This window comes from Methylomonas sp. 2BW1-5-20, assembly GCF_052474515.1.
Genome location: NZ_CP184127.1, coordinates 2559338 through 2574559, shown reverse-complemented (window position 1 = coordinate 2574559; position 15222 = coordinate 2559338). Strand labels below are relative to the sequence as shown.

At 52.7% G+C, this 15222-nt stretch carries 22 protein-coding genes; all 22 read left to right on the top strand.

Going from position 1 to position 15222, the window contains the following annotated elements:
- Positions 1-384 precede the first annotated feature (384 nt).
- On the top strand, positions 385-939 hold the full coding sequence (locus ACH50O_RS11735; protein ID WP_446807979.1) for a lysozyme: 555 nt from the start codon (positions 385-387) through the stop codon (positions 937-939).
- Complete coding sequence (locus ACH50O_RS11730; RefSeq protein ID WP_446807978.1) at positions 936-1205, top strand: hypothetical protein; 270 nt, start codon at positions 936-938, stop codon at positions 1203-1205. The genes ACH50O_RS11735 and ACH50O_RS11730 overlap by 4 nt, the downstream gene beginning before the upstream one ends.
- The gene (locus ACH50O_RS11725) at positions 1190-1759 is read left to right on the top strand and encodes a hypothetical protein (RefSeq protein ID WP_446807977.1); all 570 of its coding nucleotides are present in this window, start codon (positions 1190-1192) and stop codon (positions 1757-1759) included. Before ACH50O_RS11730 ends, ACH50O_RS11725 begins: the two co-directional genes overlap by 16 nt.
- Before the next feature lie 105 nt (positions 1760-1864).
- Entirely contained in the window at positions 1865-2068 is a 204-nt protein-coding gene (locus ACH50O_RS11720; RefSeq protein ID WP_446807976.1) for a hypothetical protein, read from the top strand.
- A 156-nt stretch (positions 2069-2224) separates the two neighbouring features.
- Complete coding sequence (locus ACH50O_RS11715) at positions 2225-2578, top strand: DUF2730 family protein (RefSeq protein ID WP_446807975.1); 354 nt, start codon at positions 2225-2227, stop codon at positions 2576-2578.
- Positions 2578-2883, top strand: a complete 306-nt coding sequence (locus ACH50O_RS11710) for a hypothetical protein (RefSeq protein WP_446807974.1) — start codon at positions 2578-2580, stop codon at positions 2881-2883. The genes ACH50O_RS11715 and ACH50O_RS11710 overlap by 1 nt, the downstream gene beginning before the upstream one ends.
- Positions 2870-3145 carry a hypothetical protein gene (locus ACH50O_RS11705; RefSeq protein WP_446807973.1) on the top strand — a complete coding sequence of 92 codons (276 nt, stop codon included), beginning with the start codon at positions 2870-2872 and terminating at the stop codon, positions 3143-3145. The genes ACH50O_RS11710 and ACH50O_RS11705 overlap by 14 nt, the downstream gene beginning before the upstream one ends.
- Positions 3145-3699: a phage protein Gp27 family protein gene (locus tag ACH50O_RS11700; protein WP_446807972.1), complete on the top strand. Its 555-nt coding sequence runs from the start codon at positions 3145-3147 to the stop codon at positions 3697-3699. Before ACH50O_RS11705 ends, ACH50O_RS11700 begins: the two co-directional genes overlap by 1 nt.
- 99 nt (positions 3700-3798) lie before the next feature.
- Complete coding sequence (locus tag ACH50O_RS11695) at positions 3799-5178, top strand: phage terminase large subunit family protein (protein WP_446807971.1); 1380 nt, start codon at positions 3799-3801, stop codon at positions 5176-5178.
- Entirely contained in the window at positions 5169-6482 is a 1314-nt protein-coding gene (locus tag ACH50O_RS11690; RefSeq protein ID WP_446807970.1) for a hypothetical protein, read from the top strand. The genes ACH50O_RS11695 and ACH50O_RS11690 overlap by 10 nt, the downstream gene beginning before the upstream one ends.
- Positions 6483-6832: 350 nt before the next feature.
- The gene (locus tag ACH50O_RS11685) at positions 6833-7093 is read left to right on the top strand and encodes a hypothetical protein (protein ID WP_446807969.1); all 261 of its coding nucleotides are present in this window, start codon (positions 6833-6835) and stop codon (positions 7091-7093) included.
- A gap of 75 nt (positions 7094-7168) precedes the next feature.
- A complete protein-coding gene (locus ACH50O_RS11680; protein ID WP_446807968.1) occupies positions 7169-7378 on the top strand; it encodes a hypothetical protein in 210 nt (69 codons plus the stop codon).
- Positions 7375-8520, top strand: coding sequence for a hypothetical protein (locus tag ACH50O_RS11675; protein WP_446807967.1), 1146 nt, complete (start codon positions 7375-7377; stop codon positions 8518-8520). Before ACH50O_RS11680 ends, ACH50O_RS11675 begins: the two co-directional genes overlap by 4 nt.
- Before the next feature lie 101 nt (positions 8521-8621).
- Complete coding sequence (locus ACH50O_RS11670; RefSeq protein ID WP_446807966.1) at positions 8622-9077, top strand: hypothetical protein; 456 nt, start codon at positions 8622-8624, stop codon at positions 9075-9077.
- Positions 9078-9227: 150 nt separating this feature from the next.
- Positions 9228-9650 carry a hypothetical protein gene (locus ACH50O_RS11665; protein WP_446807965.1) on the top strand — a complete coding sequence of 141 codons (423 nt, stop codon included), beginning with the start codon at positions 9228-9230 and terminating at the stop codon, positions 9648-9650.
- A 250-nt stretch (positions 9651-9900) separates the two neighbouring features.
- The gene (locus ACH50O_RS11660) at positions 9901-10527 is read left to right on the top strand and encodes a hypothetical protein (RefSeq protein WP_446807964.1); all 627 of its coding nucleotides are present in this window, start codon (positions 9901-9903) and stop codon (positions 10525-10527) included.
- Positions 10528-10558: 31 nt separating this feature from the next.
- On the top strand, positions 10559-11698 hold the full coding sequence (locus ACH50O_RS11655; protein ID WP_446807963.1) for a P22 phage major capsid protein family protein: 1140 nt from the start codon (positions 10559-10561) through the stop codon (positions 11696-11698).
- A gap of 3 nt (positions 11699-11701) precedes the next feature.
- On the top strand, positions 11702-12376 hold the full coding sequence (locus ACH50O_RS11650) for a hypothetical protein (protein WP_446807962.1): 675 nt from the start codon (positions 11702-11704) through the stop codon (positions 12374-12376).
- Positions 12376-12843: a hypothetical protein gene (locus ACH50O_RS11645; protein ID WP_446807961.1), complete on the top strand. Its 468-nt coding sequence runs from the start codon at positions 12376-12378 to the stop codon at positions 12841-12843. Before ACH50O_RS11650 ends, ACH50O_RS11645 begins: the two co-directional genes overlap by 1 nt.
- Before the next feature lie 2 nt (positions 12844-12845).
- A complete protein-coding gene (locus ACH50O_RS11640; protein ID WP_446807960.1) occupies positions 12846-13205 on the top strand; it encodes a hypothetical protein in 360 nt (119 codons plus the stop codon).
- The gene (locus tag ACH50O_RS11635; protein ID WP_446807959.1) at positions 13206-14630 is read left to right on the top strand and encodes a hypothetical protein; all 1425 of its coding nucleotides are present in this window, start codon (positions 13206-13208) and stop codon (positions 14628-14630) included.
- Positions 14631-14761: 131 nt separating this feature from the next.
- Positions 14762-15190, top strand: a complete 429-nt coding sequence (locus ACH50O_RS11630; RefSeq protein ID WP_446807958.1) for a hypothetical protein — start codon at positions 14762-14764, stop codon at positions 15188-15190.
- Positions 15191-15222: the final 32 nt, after the last annotated feature.

Sequence of the window (15222 nt, the reverse complement as noted above, 5' to 3'; positions counted from 1 at the left end):
TTTCATTGTGCGCTATCCAGCAGATAAAAACCGGGGACCAATTGCCGTTCAACACGACCAGGTCTATTTCCCTTGCGGGTCTTGTATTACCCTATCCCCGGCGGGTTGAGTGTAGACCACCATTTATTTCTTTGGAACCAGTAATGGCGACAGCTGATTGGAGGATCGCCTATCGGCATCCAGTTAAACCAGGCGCTGCCGCGTTAACTTTTTCCCATTTTTAAACATTTTCAAGGCCGGTTAACCCGGCCTTTTTCATGTCCGGCAAATTTCGGGTAGGATAGCGTCTTCCTCCCTCTGTAAAGTCCGGTTTGCGAAGCGCTTCGCATACGGCGCTTTCCCCCGGTTCCGTAAACTCTCGCCATCACTTCCGAGCGAGATGCCATGAACACCGACAATCCCTATGATGCTTCCGAGGCCGCTGTCGAGCTGATTACGCAGTTCGAAGGTAAGCGTCAACAAGCGTATTTATGCCCGGCCAACCGCTTAACCATCGGCTGCGGTCATGTGATTTTGCCCAAGTGGGATTTCGGTCTGTTCCGTATCGATGCCGGCACGCTGGCCCGTATCGTGGACGAATGCCAAAGCCGCCGTATCCTTACGCAAGAAGCGCAAGTGGTGCTCACCATCAGTCACGAACAGGTCAAGCAGCTGCTACATCGCGATGTACAGCAAACCGCGCTGTTCCTGCGTTCCATTACGCCCGTGCTCATCAATCAAAACCAATTCGATGCGTTGGTCTCGCTGATTTTTAACATCGGCCAGGGTAAGTATGCGCAATCGACGCTCCGCCACAAGCTGCACGGCCGGGATTTTGCCGGCGCTGCCGCCGAGTTCGACCGCTGGGTGATGGGGACTATTGACGGCAAAAAAGCCCCCTTGCCTGGTCTGGTAAAACGCCGCGCCGCCGAGCGCGCCTTATTCGAGAAGCCTGTATGAAACAAAATCCGTTAATGCAAAAAGCCACCGTGGCCGAAATGGAAGCCTATTTGCTGGGGCATGAACTCGCCCGCGCCAGGCATCGATTGGAGGTGGCAAACAAGGATGTCCGCTTTTATGTCAGCCAAGCAAGCATCGTGGAATTCAAGTATTTGCAGGCGGTTGCAGACAAAAACTCTAGCCATCTGGATTTAATGAACAGCGGCATCTCGCATCGCGAATATCTGCGCTTCGTGCGGAGTACAGAGCCGTGCCGGAATTATTGATACACGTTTTCGGCTGCCTGGTGGTAGCCGTTTTTTGCCTGTTTTTCCTGCTGTTGTACCTGGAGTACCAGCATGCGGGAGAAAAACCCACCCGCGTTGTGCTGCAACTCAGCTTCGCGGATTACATCACTACTATGGAACCTTACACCATGAAACGCATTAGCTCATTAGTTTCTCAATTTATCGTTACCGCGCTGGCACTAACCAAGAATGTCGAATCCGCCATCATCGACGGCGCTATCAGCATCGTCTCGTCCGATCCGAATGTGTTGCTGGTCACGCCAGTGGGCGGCGGCCAATTTTTGGTCAAAGTGGTCGGCAAGGGCTTGGTGACCTTAACCGTCAGCGGCGATGCCGATCTAGGTGACGGCATTAGGATAATTAGCCAATCATTCGAATATGAAGTGTACGACGGCGATACCGAGGCCGATCACTTCGACCTGACCATTACCGAAATTTTACGCAGTGACGAGCCTGGCGCCAGCCCCGAGCCGGATGCCGGCGCTGGCCAAGACGCCGCCGAAAACGACAACAGCGAAGCCGCCACCTCCTAAAAAAACGGCGGACACTCAAGCCGGGGCAGCGTTAAGTTTGCTTAACACAAAAACACTTACTGTAAAGCCGACTGTTGCCTCGGCTCTTTTTTGACAGGAACAGACATGGATAACGCCAAACACATACTGGATAGCAAAACCTTTTGGTTCAACGTGGCCGCAGCTGTATTGCCATTGCTTGAAGCGAATCTGCATTTAATGCGCGATTACCTGCCGGACGGCGGGTATCTGTTTTACATGTGCGCGGTGTCGGTTGCCAATATCTATTTGCGCAGCATTACGCGCGTGCCGGTCACGCTAAAAGGTTGAGTGAGGGAGCATGTTTTTAACCAACGCCATTTGTGTAGTGGTTTTGCACAGTCGCCCGGCCATTTTGCCCAATCCATTACGTATGCCCGCGCAGCAATGTGTGGTTGCCAAAAGCAACAAGCGCCGCCGTAGTCGATTTGCGCAAAGGGGGTGGTGATGAACGTCGATGCAAAACTGTTGTGGGACGTGGTGCAGACGTTGTTGATCGCCGTGATTGGCGTGATGAATTTTCTGAATAATCGGCAGCGGGTTACAACTGCCACGATTACGAAGCTGGAATCTAACATCGATACCCGGCTGGACGATCACGCCGAACGCGTGACTCGGCTGGAGCAAGATCTTAAAAACGCACCCAGTCATGCTGATTTGGCGGAGATTTACCGGGAAATGCGCAAGCTCAACGATTCGCTATCGACCATGAATGCCGCCATATCGGCGCAAACCGCCACATTAGGCAGTCTTAAAGAACAGGTCGCGCGGATGGACAGCTTTTGGCGGAATAAAAGCTAATGAGCCTGCATCTGGCCCCTTTAATGCTGCACGCCAGAGGTTATCCGGATAGCGTGGATGTTGAACGGCCGCTGCATAAAATGCATGAAAAATATCGATACCACATTGTGGTGTTGATTAATGACTTGGGTGTAGCGCGGTTGGAAGGGTTGGATGATCGAATTACTCATAAAGACCGGCGGGAGATGCAGCGGAAGCTGCTTGCGTTTGGCGTAATTCGGGCGGAATGGCGACACAACGGTATTGAAAAACACAGCAATTTGGTGAAAAAACATGGAATACAGCGAACATATGACAGCCCGTAGGCGATTATCGATTCTAGTGATATTGCGCGGCGTACCGACATGCACCATGCATGAAGTGGATCTGAAACGCACATTGGCCGATGACTTGCAAGCCGTGGATACAGAGACCTTGCGTGACGATTTGCGCTGGCTGCACTCGCGTAACATGGTTTTGGCTACTCAACCAGGCGGCGTTTGGTTCGTCACATTGACATCTAAAGGCGACGATGCGCGGCAAGGTTTGATTAACGAACCGGGTTTGTTGCAGCCGGAGTTGAAGTAATGCCACCCCGTAGTGCCATCGACACCCTGCCGGACAGCGTCCTAAGCGCGCTTAACGAACGTTTAATCGGCGCGCGTTTCAGCGATTACGAAGGTTTGGCCGCCTGGTTACAAGAGCAAGGGTTTCAGATTAGCCGGTCGGCAGTGCATCGGCATGGCTCGGCGTTGCAGGCGGCTATGGAAAAGTCGATAGGTCGCGCCAGGGAACGGATGGAGATTGCCAAGGCCATGGGCGGCATGAGCAACGAGGATAAAGCCGCGTTGTTGGAAGCCAGCGAGATGGTCGCCATCGATCAATTAATGGACGTACTGGAAGGCATGCAAGGCTGGGATCTGGAAGATAAAGCCGTTGTGATTCCCAAACTGGCTAGGGCGATATCGACCGTCGGTCGCGGTGCCGTGGGTTCCGCACAATGGCGCAAGGATTTTGAAGCAGAAGCCCAACGTAAGGCCCGCGAAGAGGCCGCGCAAGCTGCCAGCGCCGCCGCCAAAGCCGAGGGCGTATCGGAAGCCGGGGTGGCACGGATTCGCGAGGCGTTAGGGATGGCGGCGTGATCAGGGAAGTCGCTATTATGATTTTTATCGCCGCCGGCATTTACTTGTTGTCGTTTCTTAGCGAATGCTTTGCTCATCAAGTTGGCGAATGGTTGTCTCATGGGTAACGCCCGCATCATCCCCGCCAACCCCGACGCCATCTTCCTGCCCTTTCAAGAGCGCTGGATCAAAGACGATTCGCGTCTAAAGCTGATGGAGAAATCTCGACAGATTGGTATCAGCTGGTCCACGGCCTACAAAGCCGCCGAACGCACCGCCATGGTCGGGCAAAAGTGGGATCAATGGGTGTCCAGCCGCGACGATCTGCAAGCCCGTCTGTTTATTGAAGACTGCAAGCTATTCGCCAATATCCTCGCCATTGCCGCCGAAGACTTGGGCGAGCGGGTGATTGACGAAAAAACCAAGTTAACGGCCTACGTGCTGGAGTTTGCCAGCGGCAAGCGCATACACAGCATGTCATCCAATCCGGATGCCCAGGCCGGTAAGCGCGGCGGGCGTATCCTGGACGAATTTGCCCTGCATCCCGATCCACGCAAGCTGTGGAGCATCGCTTACCCTGGTATCACCTGGGGCGGCTCGATGGAGATCATCAGCACCCACCGGGGCAGCCACAACTTTTTCAATCAGCTGATTCGGGAAGTGCGCGAGCATAACAACCCCAAGAATATCAGCCTGCACCGCGTCACGCTGCAAGATGCGCTGGATTCGGGTTTTTTATGGAAGCTGCAAAAGGCTTTGCCGAAAGAGCATGAAGTCCACGAGATGGACGAAGCGGCCTATTTCGACTTTATCAAGGCCGGTTGCGCCGATGAAGAATCGTTCCTGCAAGAGTACATGTGCGAGCCGGCCGACGATGATTCGGCCTTCCTGGAATACGACCTGATCGCCAGCTGCGAATACGGCGAAAAGGACATCTGGGAAGTGGACCTCGCGGAATCCAAGCGCCGTGGCGCGCAACTATTTGCCGGCCTGGACATAGGCCGCAAGAAAGATTTAACCGTGCTGTGGGTGTTGGAAAAGCTTGGCGACGTGCTGTACACCAGGGCGATTATCGAGTTGCGCAACATGCCTAAGCCGGACCAAGAAAAAGTGATTTGGCCTATTTTGAGTTTGCTTGACCGCGCCTGCTTCGATAATACCGGCCTGGGTATCGGCTGGACCGACGACGCCCAAAAAGCCTTCGGCCAATACCGTATTGAGGGAGTGACATTTACCGGCCCCACCAAGGAAGCGTTGGCCTATCCGGTACGCGGTGCGATGGAAGACAAGAAACTTCGTATCCCCTATAAACCCGAAATCCGCGCCGATCTGCGTGCCGTCACCAAGGTGACCACCACCGCCGGCAACATCCGCTTTACTGCCGAACGCTCCGAAAACGGCCACGCCGATAGATTCTGGGCGCTGGCTTTGGCCGTGCATGCCGCCAGTAACGGCGCTGCCGGACCTGCTTATACACCGATGAGGTTGAAATGGTTATAGACCGCACATCCGATCAATTCCTGCTCGACGCCTATAGCGGCCAAGGCGGCTTTGCCTCCGGCGCGTACCTGATCCCGCACCTGCGTGAAGCCGACGAAAAGCTGAAACGCCGTAAAGAGCTGGCGGTTTACCCAAACTTTTCCCGCAAGATCGTCAATGTGATGATGGGATTTCTGTGGAAACAAACGCCCAGCCGCGAGAGCGATGAGCTGTACTCCACGTTTGCCATGAATGCCGACGGTGCCGGCGGCAAGCTGGATACCTTGCTCAGCAGTTACCAGCGCTTAGCCATGATCCTGGGCACCGTGTACGTGATTATCGACAAGCCAAAAACCCAAGGCCAAACCCGCGCCGATCAAGCCATGCCGTATATGGCCCTGCGCTTGAAAAGTCAGCTGGTCGCAGAAACTAAAAATGCCGCCGGCACCTGGATGTCGGTGACGTTTAGCGAATTGGACGGCAAGGAAACCCGCTATCGCACGTATACCACTACCGGGTGGATGCTGACCAAGGATCAGGATGGCAGCGACGTGATTGAGCAAGGCGAATACAGCATTGGCCGCGTGCCGGTGGTGCGCCTGCATATCGCCAAGCCGCTTAACCCTACCGACAGCGCCGCGCAAAGCTTTTTCTACGACTTGGCCGGTTTGAATTGGGATTTGTATAACGCCCGCTCGGAAATGCGCGAGCTGTTCCGCGCGCAAACCTTTGCCATTTTGGCCCTGCCGGTCGCTGATGACAACGAGCGCCAACGGCTGACAAACCTGACGATCAGCACCGAAAACGCGCTGACCTACAACCCGGCCGGCGGCGGCAAGCCTGAGTTTTTAGCGCCACCGCCCGATCCGGTACAGTTGTACATGGAGCAAATCGCCAATACGGTCACGGACATTTACCGCGTGGCTAACCTGGAGTTTGTCGGCGGCGTGCAGCAAAGCGGCGTGGCGTTGAGCTTCCATTTTCAGGAGTGCAATAGCGCCTTGGGCGACATGGCTGAAAACTGCGAAGCGGCGGAAGTGGAAATCGCCAGTCTGGTCTATGCCTGGCAAGACAAGCAATTCACCGGCAATATTGCCTATCCCAAGGACTTTAACCTGTCCGATCTGCAAACAGCCATCAACATCGCCATGGATTCCGTGACGCTGGGCATGGGGCCGGAGTTCGACAAAGCCATCAAAAAACGCCTGGCGAAGCAGATTCTGGCAAACGATACCGCGCCCAGCACGATGACGGCGATTGATAAGGAGATCGATGCGGCGGGTGATACGTATGGCGATAGGATTGCGCAGCAGGCAGTAGCATGATCGAGATTGATATCGTCGAGGACAATATTGTTTATCTCAGCGTCGTTCGCGCCCGATGGCAGGTTGGCAAATGTAAGCATCAACAAATCGAGATCGATGAAGTTTGGCCGAGGTGACATGTACTGCATGTGGCGAGCGGCTTAACCCTATTGCTGTATTAGCCAGATTCGCAAATGAAGAAACTCAGTTGGCAAGAATACGAGAAGAAATTAAAGAACATCGTGCGGCACTGGATAAGAAAATCCGCTGCAAGTGTCAGCACTGCGGAAGAATGACAAGGGTAAGAACTTAACAGAAATTATTTGGGTTAGCTTATCACCCACGAGATAGGCATAAACGGAGATATATACATGAGCGTTATGCGAGCAAAATTACAAGTCGGATTTGTACAAGAACATTTTTATGGAAACTTGGGCGAAAAATCACAAGAAACTTTGACGATGCATGCAGTTGCAGCATCACAATATCCAGAAGATGGCCGAGATGAGGACAACATCTACGCTAAATTTAGTCCTGGAGCTAATCTACAAATCAATGTGGCAAACCCCGAATTATTTGGGAAATTTAAAGTTGGAGAAAAATATTACGTAGATTTTTTGAAAGCCGAGTAATTAACAAGCCGCCATTTGCTATGGCTTCTGGCGGCTTATCATTTATTACCAATTCACATGAATTGAAACGACTACATGGCCGTCAGCAAATTACCCAACTCCACGACATTTACCGTCGAACAGGCTTTACAGTCCGCGCTTCACGATGCCGAAAAGCTCGACGAAGTGTTGATCGTCGGCACTTACAAGGACGATGACTCGCTGTATGTCGTTTCGTCGCGCCTTAACCGGGCGCAAGCGCTCTGGCTGGCGAAAATGGCTGAGCTGCACGCGCTCAATCAATGACCGATTACCCTGTACTCTACCGCCGCCTGGCGCAAGAAATCATCAAGCACGAAGGGCAGCTGACAGCGGACACCCAACAATTTGTTGCCGACCTGGTTAAACAACTCCGCAAAACCGGCTATGTTTTAACGCCGGAATCGGAGGATGTGATGAGCAAGTACATAGACGCGATGAAAGCAGCCATCGGCTTAGGGATCAGCAAAGCCGCTGCCACGGCAACACAGCAACCGATGCAGTCTGAAGTCGTACTAAAGCTGGCCGAGCAATCGTTTAGACAGCGATGGCCGGATGGCTTAACGCTAAGCGATCGCTTGTGGAAGTGGGACAACGCGACTCGCGACGGTGTAGCCCAAGTGCTGCAAGACGGCATTCGCACCGGCCGGGCCGTGGATACGATAGCGATGGACATGCAACGCACCATCGAACGCACGGCCGGCGAGCAGCGTTTTAAGATCGTCTCCGAGCACATCGACGATTGGGTAGCCGAATTACACAGCGCCGCTCTGGAGTTGATCCACGATCCCGCCGCCCGCGCCGATTGGAATGCAGCGGTAGAAAACGCCCGAGAAATTATCGACGGCCTAAAAACCACGGGTAGCCGATCCGCCGCCGAGCGGGTGTTATCCGAAATGCAAAAAGCCGTGGAAAAAGGCCGCGAAGAGTTGCTGGATAAAGCCGTGAAGTGGTGGACCTACGACAAGCAGTTGTACAACCTGAAGCGTATCGCCCGCACCGAGATGGCAAACGCCGGCCATCGCGCTGTGATCGATAGCACGATCCACGACACGACCATCATCGGCTACCAATGGAGGCTATCGGCCAGCCACCCGGTAACCGATATCTGCGACTATTACGCGAGCATCGACATGGGTCTGGGCAAAGGGGTGTTTACCAAAGACACCGTGCCCAAAACCAAAGCCCACCCGCATTGCATGTGCCTGCTGATTCCGCGCGTATCGCCGGTCATGGAGCGTGGCGATAAGAATTATGCAGATTGGCTGCGTAATCTGTCGCCGGAAAAGCAACAGGACGTGTTGCCGGATTGGGCGGCCAAAGCCATTGAAAAAGGCGTGTCGGTCGATAAATTGATTCGGCCAGACGGTTTGGGGTTGATAACGGAAAAGGAATTGGAAAATAACTAGCTGTTTGTATTGACAAACAAATAAATCGCTGTATACTTTAACCGTGCTTTAGAGAAACACACCGACCTAGCGGAACTGGGAACCTGATCTGGAGAGACATCATGCCAACAATCACTATCAAAATCGACTACAACGATTTCTTTTTTGTTCAAGACATCCTACGGGCTAGTGGTACATGGAATAAAAAAGAAAAATCATGGACGGTTGATGCCGAAAAGCTTTACGCGAACACATACGGCGCAAAAAGCCCGATCATCAACGGCGCTGCAAAAATTTTTGAAGGCATCATTGAAAAATCTGTTTGGGACAAGGTTGTTGCTAACGAAGGCCAAATCGTTGAACAAGCCGCCGCACAGCAAGCCGAAGACAAGGCAACTGCTATTGCTGATCAATCAAAAATGATTGCTGAAAAAATTGCCGAATTTGGCGAAAAACGCATTGACGCCGATCTGTTAGACGCTTTGGTGGGATACAAGGAACGTGCAAAACAAGTTATGAACGGCGAAGTGCTAATGACGAGCGCCGAGAAAAATCAATTTTTGACATACGCTCAATAAGAACCGAGCCGGCGAATACAAAGAGAAGTAAACATTTCTAAGCTGCCTGTGCGGCAGCAACATCACAAAGTGTCAACTATACATTTCTAAGCCACTTGTGCAGCGGCGAACTAGCCGACTCGGCTTAAACATTATATGAGGAACGCAAAAATGAGCAATTTAAAATTTAGACACTTCGTCGGCAGCGATTTGAATCAGCAAAATATTGCCGTATACGGCGATGACCAAGACAATAGAATTCTGATTCTTGAAAAATCAGGCTCGGAAGCCGGCAGAATTACAATGACAGCCGAAGAATACAGATACTTGCGCGATGAATGGAGTGAAGATGGAAAGCTGCAAGACGACGATGTGCAAATCACATCTAGTGCGTTAGATTGGTTTTACGAGAATCGCCCTATTGGCGCGCAATACGGCAATACTAATGCTCAGATTGCCGATCAACCGGCAACTAGTCAGCTACAAATCCGCTGCACACCGGCAGAAAAGGCGTTATGGGTCCATGCCTCTAGCGGTGAAAAATTATCAGAATGGGTTAGGTCAACGCTCAACGCTGCCGCAAATCGAAAATAAAGCGATTTAAGCGCCAAAAATGGACGGGGCCGCATTCGTCGTATCTGAAAAAGTCACTACCCCCCGTTAAACCCCCGTTAAATTCGCCAGAAACGGCATGCGCGATTAAAGTCGTGGTATAAATTCCCCGCTAATCGGCAAACCTTCCTAAATCCCTCCCTTCCGAAGCGCTTCGCATACCGATGCAAAGCCGCGCTTCGTATCCTGTCGTCGAATTCAATTTCCACCAATCCGACACGGGATCACGAACATGTTTAAAGTCCGTCATGTATTACGCAACGACGACGCCGGCCAATCCGGCGGCGGCGCGCCCAACAATGCCCCAACCACAGCGAGTCAGTCCGGCGCGGGTGCTCCCGCGCCGGTTGTGGATGTGCAGGCTCAAATCAATGCAGCATTGGCGCAGCAACAAGCCGATTTTGCGGCTCAATTGGAAAAAGCCACCGGACACAAAGACATCAAGTCGTTGACCGACGCGCAGCTGCAAGCCCAAGGCAAGTTGCAAGAGTTGGCCGATGCCAAAGCCGCCGAAGCCAACACCTACAAAACTAAATTTGAAGGCGCGGCGATCAGCAATGCGCTGTTAGCGGCATCAGCCGAAGCGGTTGACCCGGCCACCGTCAAAGACCTGCTGGCAGGCAAAGCCAAAGTGGACGACGCCGGCAATGTCACCATCGACGGCAAATCGGTTGCGGATGCTGTGAAAGCCCTGTTGGAAGCCAAGCCGTTTTTAGCCAAAGCCCAGGGTGGCACCGGTTCCGGTGCGCCGCAAAATACCAGCGGTAACACACCCAGCAAATCCCGCGCGGAATTCGCTGCGCTAGACCCATCCTCGCAAGCCAAACACATTAAAGACGGCGGCGTCGTTACCGACTAAGCCCAGCCTCAAAATTTTGGAGTAGACCCTCATGGGACAAAATACATTAACTAATTTAATCCCCGATTTGTACGCGGCGCTGGACGTTGTATCGCGCGAACAAGTCGGTTTTATTCCGTCTGTTACCCTGGATGCCGCCGCCGACCGGGCTGCGCTGAATCAGGTGGTGCGTTCTCCGGTTGCGCCCGCCTCATCTGCCAGCGATGTAACGCCCGGCGTCACGCCGCCGGATGATGGCGACCAAGCGATTGGTAACAACAGCATTACGATTAGCAAGTCTCGCCGTGTGCCAGTGCGCTGGAATGGCGAGCAACAAAAAGGCATCAATACCGGCGTTGGCTATCTATCGTTGCGCGCCCAGCAATTTGCGCAAGCGATGCGTACGCTGTGCAATGAGGTCGAAGCGGATTTGGCGGCGTTGTATAAAACATCGTCTCGCGCTTACGGTACCCCAGGCACTACACCGTTCGGCACCGCCGGCGATTATTCCGATGCGGCGTTTGTGCGGCAAATTTTGGTGGATAACGGCGCGCCAATTAGCGATTTGCAGCTGGTCATTAACACCACTGCCGGCGCTGTGTTTCGCGGCAAACAATCCCAAGCGCAAATGGCTGGGGATATCAGCTTGCAGCGTCAGGGAGTTTTGCAGGATTTACACGGCATGCAGGTTCGTGAATCCGCTCAGGTGAAAAATCACACCAAAGGCACGGGTACCAGCTATCAATCGAACAACGTCAGCGGTTACGCCAGCGGCGCTTCGACAATTGCAGTCGATACCGGCTCCGGCACTGTTTTAGCCGGCGACGTGGTGACATTTACCGGCGATGCCAACAAGTATGTCGTCGGCACAGCCTTATCCGGCGGCAACTTAGCATTGAATCAGCCCGGTCTGCGTCAAACCTTAGCAGATAACATCGCTATGGCGCTGGGTAATAGCTACGCGGCTAACCTGGCGTTTGCCCGCTCGGCTATTGTGTTATCTACCCGTGCGCCTGCGTTACCCGACGAAGGCGATATGGCGGCGGACCGCTTTTTGCTGACCGATCCCCGTAGTGGCCTGACATTTGAAGTGGCGATGTATTTGCAATACCGCCAAGTGCAATATGAAATCAGCTTGGCATGGGGCGCGGCTAACTTTAAGCCGGAACATACCGCCACCTTGTTGGGTTAAGCCATGGCAACGCCTAAAGCGGATAAAGCCGCTACTACAGAAAAAACCGTTAGGGAGCTGCCGGCGCCGGATGCGCCGAAGTCTCCCGCCTTGGAAGGCGAAATCATTACCAGCAGTGAGGCCGCTCCAACGGTTATAACCGAACAACCAACCATAGAAAGGGAGCCAATGGCGGACACCCCGTCGGCGGCTCCCGCCTTGGTGGGCGAGAATACAACCGAAGCCACGGAAGGCGCCTTTATTGCAGGGACCGATACAAAGGACAGCGCCTTCCCGACCACGGATGGAACGAATGAATCGGAGAAGGATTTGCATGCATCGAATTTGCTGGAGGATGAGGGCGGAAACGGTGGGCCAGCGCCTAGCGTGTTGTTTGTCTATTGGCCGAATATCGCAGTTTTGTCGCCTAATGGTGGTTTCGCATTCGACGAGAATGGCACCAGCCAACTTACCGAATGGCAAGCGGCGTGGATAGCAGAGCAAATAGCGGCCGGCAACTTGCCGGAACCGCCTGAGCATAGCCTGCCTGCGGACCCCGTTGATTACATCGCGATGGTTCGTGGTGAGCCGCAGTTCGATGACGGCCCGACCACCGCCGACGTGCATCCGGATGAATTAGCCAATTGGTTAGCGGCCGGCTGGGAATTATCCCCTCACCCTAAAGCAGAAGGTGGCTAATGCTATCCATCAGCCTTGATACCGGCAATGTGCCGTCCGTGCTAAACGCGTTGCGCGATCCGCGTAACGCGCAGATGGTCGCGAATGCAATGGCTGAAAGCTACGTGGATGATATCCACGACTGGATCGGTGCGGGCCATGCCTTTAATCCGCATACAGGACAATTGCAGCAATCTATTAATTGGTTGCCAGTCGGCGGCGGTACTTCGGAAGTTTATGCAAACGCGGCATATGCCGGATGGGTCGAGGATGGTACCGAACCGCATGTAATAGCCCCCAAAGCCGGCCGAAAAGGGTTAAAGATTCCAACGGGCGGCGGCGGTGGCTATATCCTCCGGCGTTCCGTTAATCATCCGGGCAGCAAGCCTTATCCGTATTTTTTCGCCGATACCGCAACACGTGAACTGCACATGCAAGAACGAGGCTTGTCGGTGCTTGCCGCGCATTTGGCGCGGGCTGGGGCTTAATCATGGGTAAATATTGCACACTAGCCGATTGCACCGATCCCGTTGTGGTCGTTACCGATGCGCATTTGGCCGGCGCGGATGTGTATGTCGATTTGGCGCTGGGTACGGCGGGTATATCGCCGGCCGATGCGGCCACCATTACCCTGCCGAACACAGTTCTAAAAGAAATCGCTATCAACTGGGCCAAGCGGCTGGCGGCGATTGACGGCAGCATGGGCGATAACTCGATGATGATCGATAAAGCCAATCAATACAAAACCAGCGCGGATATGCTGGCTAAACAACTAAACCGCGCGGCCCTGGGGCTGTCGGAGCCGACCACCGGCAGCGGTTATGGGTCAATCAACTTGGGAAGAGCATAAATGAAAACGTTGACTGCGCCGGATAAAACCGGGGAATTGTTACGGGCTGGGAAAGTGCTGGATATAACCGGTAACGCTTTGTTGCAGTGGGTTGGAAATGGCGGCGCTTTACAAGGACCGATCAAAATTGTTTCGTCTAAAAAAATGGGGCCATTTCCTACGGATGTACAATTTATAATTACAGCACTGCCCGAAAATTGTAATTATCAAATTATTGATCATACAAACGATATCTCGCCAATGGAAGACACAAGGTTTCCTACGGGCGTTGTACCCGGCGTGATGTCGAACTACGTATCGCTAGCCAACTGTATTCGCAGAACTATAGCCGGTGTTTCAAATACACGGATTTTAGTTTGCGGCGATTCGAGAGCGGCTGGGGAGACTGATATCGATACTAATGCTATTTCAAGAAGCTTTTTAGTGCGTTTGGCCGAATTGCTGAATAACGGCCTTTGTGCGGCGGGTTGGCAGTCCCATTACGGCACTAGTAATCGTAATGATAATGGCAACGGCGCTAGTGTGGCGATGACATATTCCGACGCTCGCATTACGAATATCGGATCGGGATGGAGTGCGTTCGATCAAGGTACCGGAATTTGCGGTTCCGTTATTAATAACGCATCAACGATATTCGGCCTTTGTAATTTTGCGCCGACTGTCGTGACAGATACTATCGATGTGTTTTATATCGATGGTGGCGCGGGTTATGATCCGTTTAATATAAAGTTGCAAGATGGGACAATAATTGGCAGCGCTGCACCAAACGGTGTTGCTAACGGATTGCCATCCGGAACATCTATTAAAAAGGCAACGGGTTTAGCGTCGTTGGGTAGCAATGTTTACGTGCCGGCTGCTCGCGCAGGATCGGGCAGCAATGCAATTATCGTTGGTTGGGAATGTTACGATTCCAGCAAAAAACAAATCTTATTGAGCAATGCGGGGATCGGCGGAACCTATGTTGACAGCTGGCTGGCTAAAAACCCTAGTCAAGCCTGGCATGCGTTACGCGCATTAACCGATCCCAGTTCTGCTGTAAAATTCGATGCTGTTATTTTAGATTACGGCACTAATCATTGGTTGGGCTATCCTGCCAAAACACCAGACGACTTTTATATAAAAACACTGTTAGCTGTTGATAAATTGAGAACGGCAAATATTCCGGTCATTATTCATATACCGGGGCCGTCGGCAAAAGTTACCAAACCGATAGAGTTTCAGCGGTTATTTGTTGATAAATTATATTTAATTGCAAAAGCTTACGGATTATTAGTCGTTGATTCGTTTAGTGCCTGGGGCAGCCATGAAAATGCATTTTCAAACGATTGGATGAGCACTTCGGTAAACCCACATGAATCGGTAACCGGGTATGCATTAAAAGCGCAGTATTTTTTTAACGCCATAGAGTATCTGCTGCAGCATTAACATCGCAGCATTTGCGAACCCCTTCACATACCCCGCTTCATCCTCTCTCTATAGACTATCCCCAACACTAAGCACTCCGTCCGGTTCGCCGGCGAATGCTTGGCTTTTTGGTTTTAACCTCGGGTTAGTCGATGAGCATCAAAGCGTTACAAGCCGCACGCAGCAAGCTGATGAACGATGCGCCGCTGAATGCCTTTTGGCAGACGCGTTACGGTCGCGCGGCCCGGCATTTGATTGGCTACAGGCGGCCGGTTAGCGCCAACGATTACCCTTCAATCTGCTACGTTCCCGCGAACGGCACCCGTGCTAGTACGGTTGGCGGTCGGCATCAAGAGCGCGTCAGTCTGGTGGTCGGCATCCACGAGCCGGACATCACTGACGACGTGTTCGACGGTGTTACTCAACTCGATCTTGTTGAGCAATTGATATTTGACTGCTTGGAAGCCGGCGAGCTTGGCCCCGGCGCGGTTTATCTTGGCGAAGCAAAAACCATTCACGACTTATCGGTGCGGCATCCGTTTCACGAAATGGAAATCTCGATGCTGTTGGCCGCGCGTTAACTTTTTTTATTATTTAACTGTTTGGAGACCGA

Coding starts and splice junctions, on each gene's coding strand:
- ACH50O_RS11735 (WP_446807979.1), top strand. CDS start 385: ATGAACACCGACAATCCCTATGATGCTTCCGAGGCCGCTGTCGAGCTG.
- ACH50O_RS11730 (WP_446807978.1), top strand. CDS start 936: ATGAAACAAAATCCGTTAATGCAAAAAGCCACCGTGGCCGAAATGGAA.
- ACH50O_RS11720 (WP_446807976.1), top strand. CDS start 1,865: ATGGATAACGCCAAACACATACTGGATAGCAAAACCTTTTGGTTCAAC.
- ACH50O_RS11715 (WP_446807975.1), top strand. CDS start 2,225: ATGAACGTCGATGCAAAACTGTTGTGGGACGTGGTGCAGACGTTGTTG.
- ACH50O_RS11710 (WP_446807974.1), top strand. CDS start 2,578: ATGAGCCTGCATCTGGCCCCTTTAATGCTGCACGCCAGAGGTTATCCG.
- ACH50O_RS11705 (WP_446807973.1), top strand. CDS start 2,870: ATGACAGCCCGTAGGCGATTATCGATTCTAGTGATATTGCGCGGCGTA.
- ACH50O_RS11700 (WP_446807972.1), top strand. CDS start 3,145: ATGCCACCCCGTAGTGCCATCGACACCCTGCCGGACAGCGTCCTAAGC.
- ACH50O_RS11695 (WP_446807971.1), top strand. CDS start 3,799: ATGGGTAACGCCCGCATCATCCCCGCCAACCCCGACGCCATCTTCCTG.
- ACH50O_RS11690 (WP_446807970.1), top strand. CDS start 5,169: ATGGTTATAGACCGCACATCCGATCAATTCCTGCTCGACGCCTATAGC.
- ACH50O_RS11685 (WP_446807969.1), top strand. CDS start 6,833: ATGAGCGTTATGCGAGCAAAATTACAAGTCGGATTTGTACAAGAACAT.
- ACH50O_RS11680 (WP_446807968.1), top strand. CDS start 7,169: ATGGCCGTCAGCAAATTACCCAACTCCACGACATTTACCGTCGAACAG.
- ACH50O_RS11675 (WP_446807967.1), top strand. CDS start 7,375: ATGACCGATTACCCTGTACTCTACCGCCGCCTGGCGCAAGAAATCATC.
- ACH50O_RS11670 (WP_446807966.1), top strand. CDS start 8,622: ATGCCAACAATCACTATCAAAATCGACTACAACGATTTCTTTTTTGTT.
- ACH50O_RS11665 (WP_446807965.1), top strand. CDS start 9,228: ATGAGCAATTTAAAATTTAGACACTTCGTCGGCAGCGATTTGAATCAG.
- ACH50O_RS11660 (WP_446807964.1), top strand. CDS start 9,901: ATGTTTAAAGTCCGTCATGTATTACGCAACGACGACGCCGGCCAATCC.
- ACH50O_RS11655 (WP_446807963.1), top strand. CDS start 10,559: ATGGGACAAAATACATTAACTAATTTAATCCCCGATTTGTACGCGGCG.
- ACH50O_RS11650 (WP_446807962.1), top strand. CDS start 11,702: ATGGCAACGCCTAAAGCGGATAAAGCCGCTACTACAGAAAAAACCGTT.
- ACH50O_RS11645 (WP_446807961.1), top strand. CDS start 12,376: ATGCTATCCATCAGCCTTGATACCGGCAATGTGCCGTCCGTGCTAAAC.
- ACH50O_RS11640 (WP_446807960.1), top strand. CDS start 12,846: ATGGGTAAATATTGCACACTAGCCGATTGCACCGATCCCGTTGTGGTC.
- ACH50O_RS11635 (WP_446807959.1), top strand. CDS start 13,206: ATGAAAACGTTGACTGCGCCGGATAAAACCGGGGAATTGTTACGGGCT.
- ACH50O_RS11630 (WP_446807958.1), top strand. CDS start 14,762: ATGAGCATCAAAGCGTTACAAGCCGCACGCAGCAAGCTGATGAACGAT.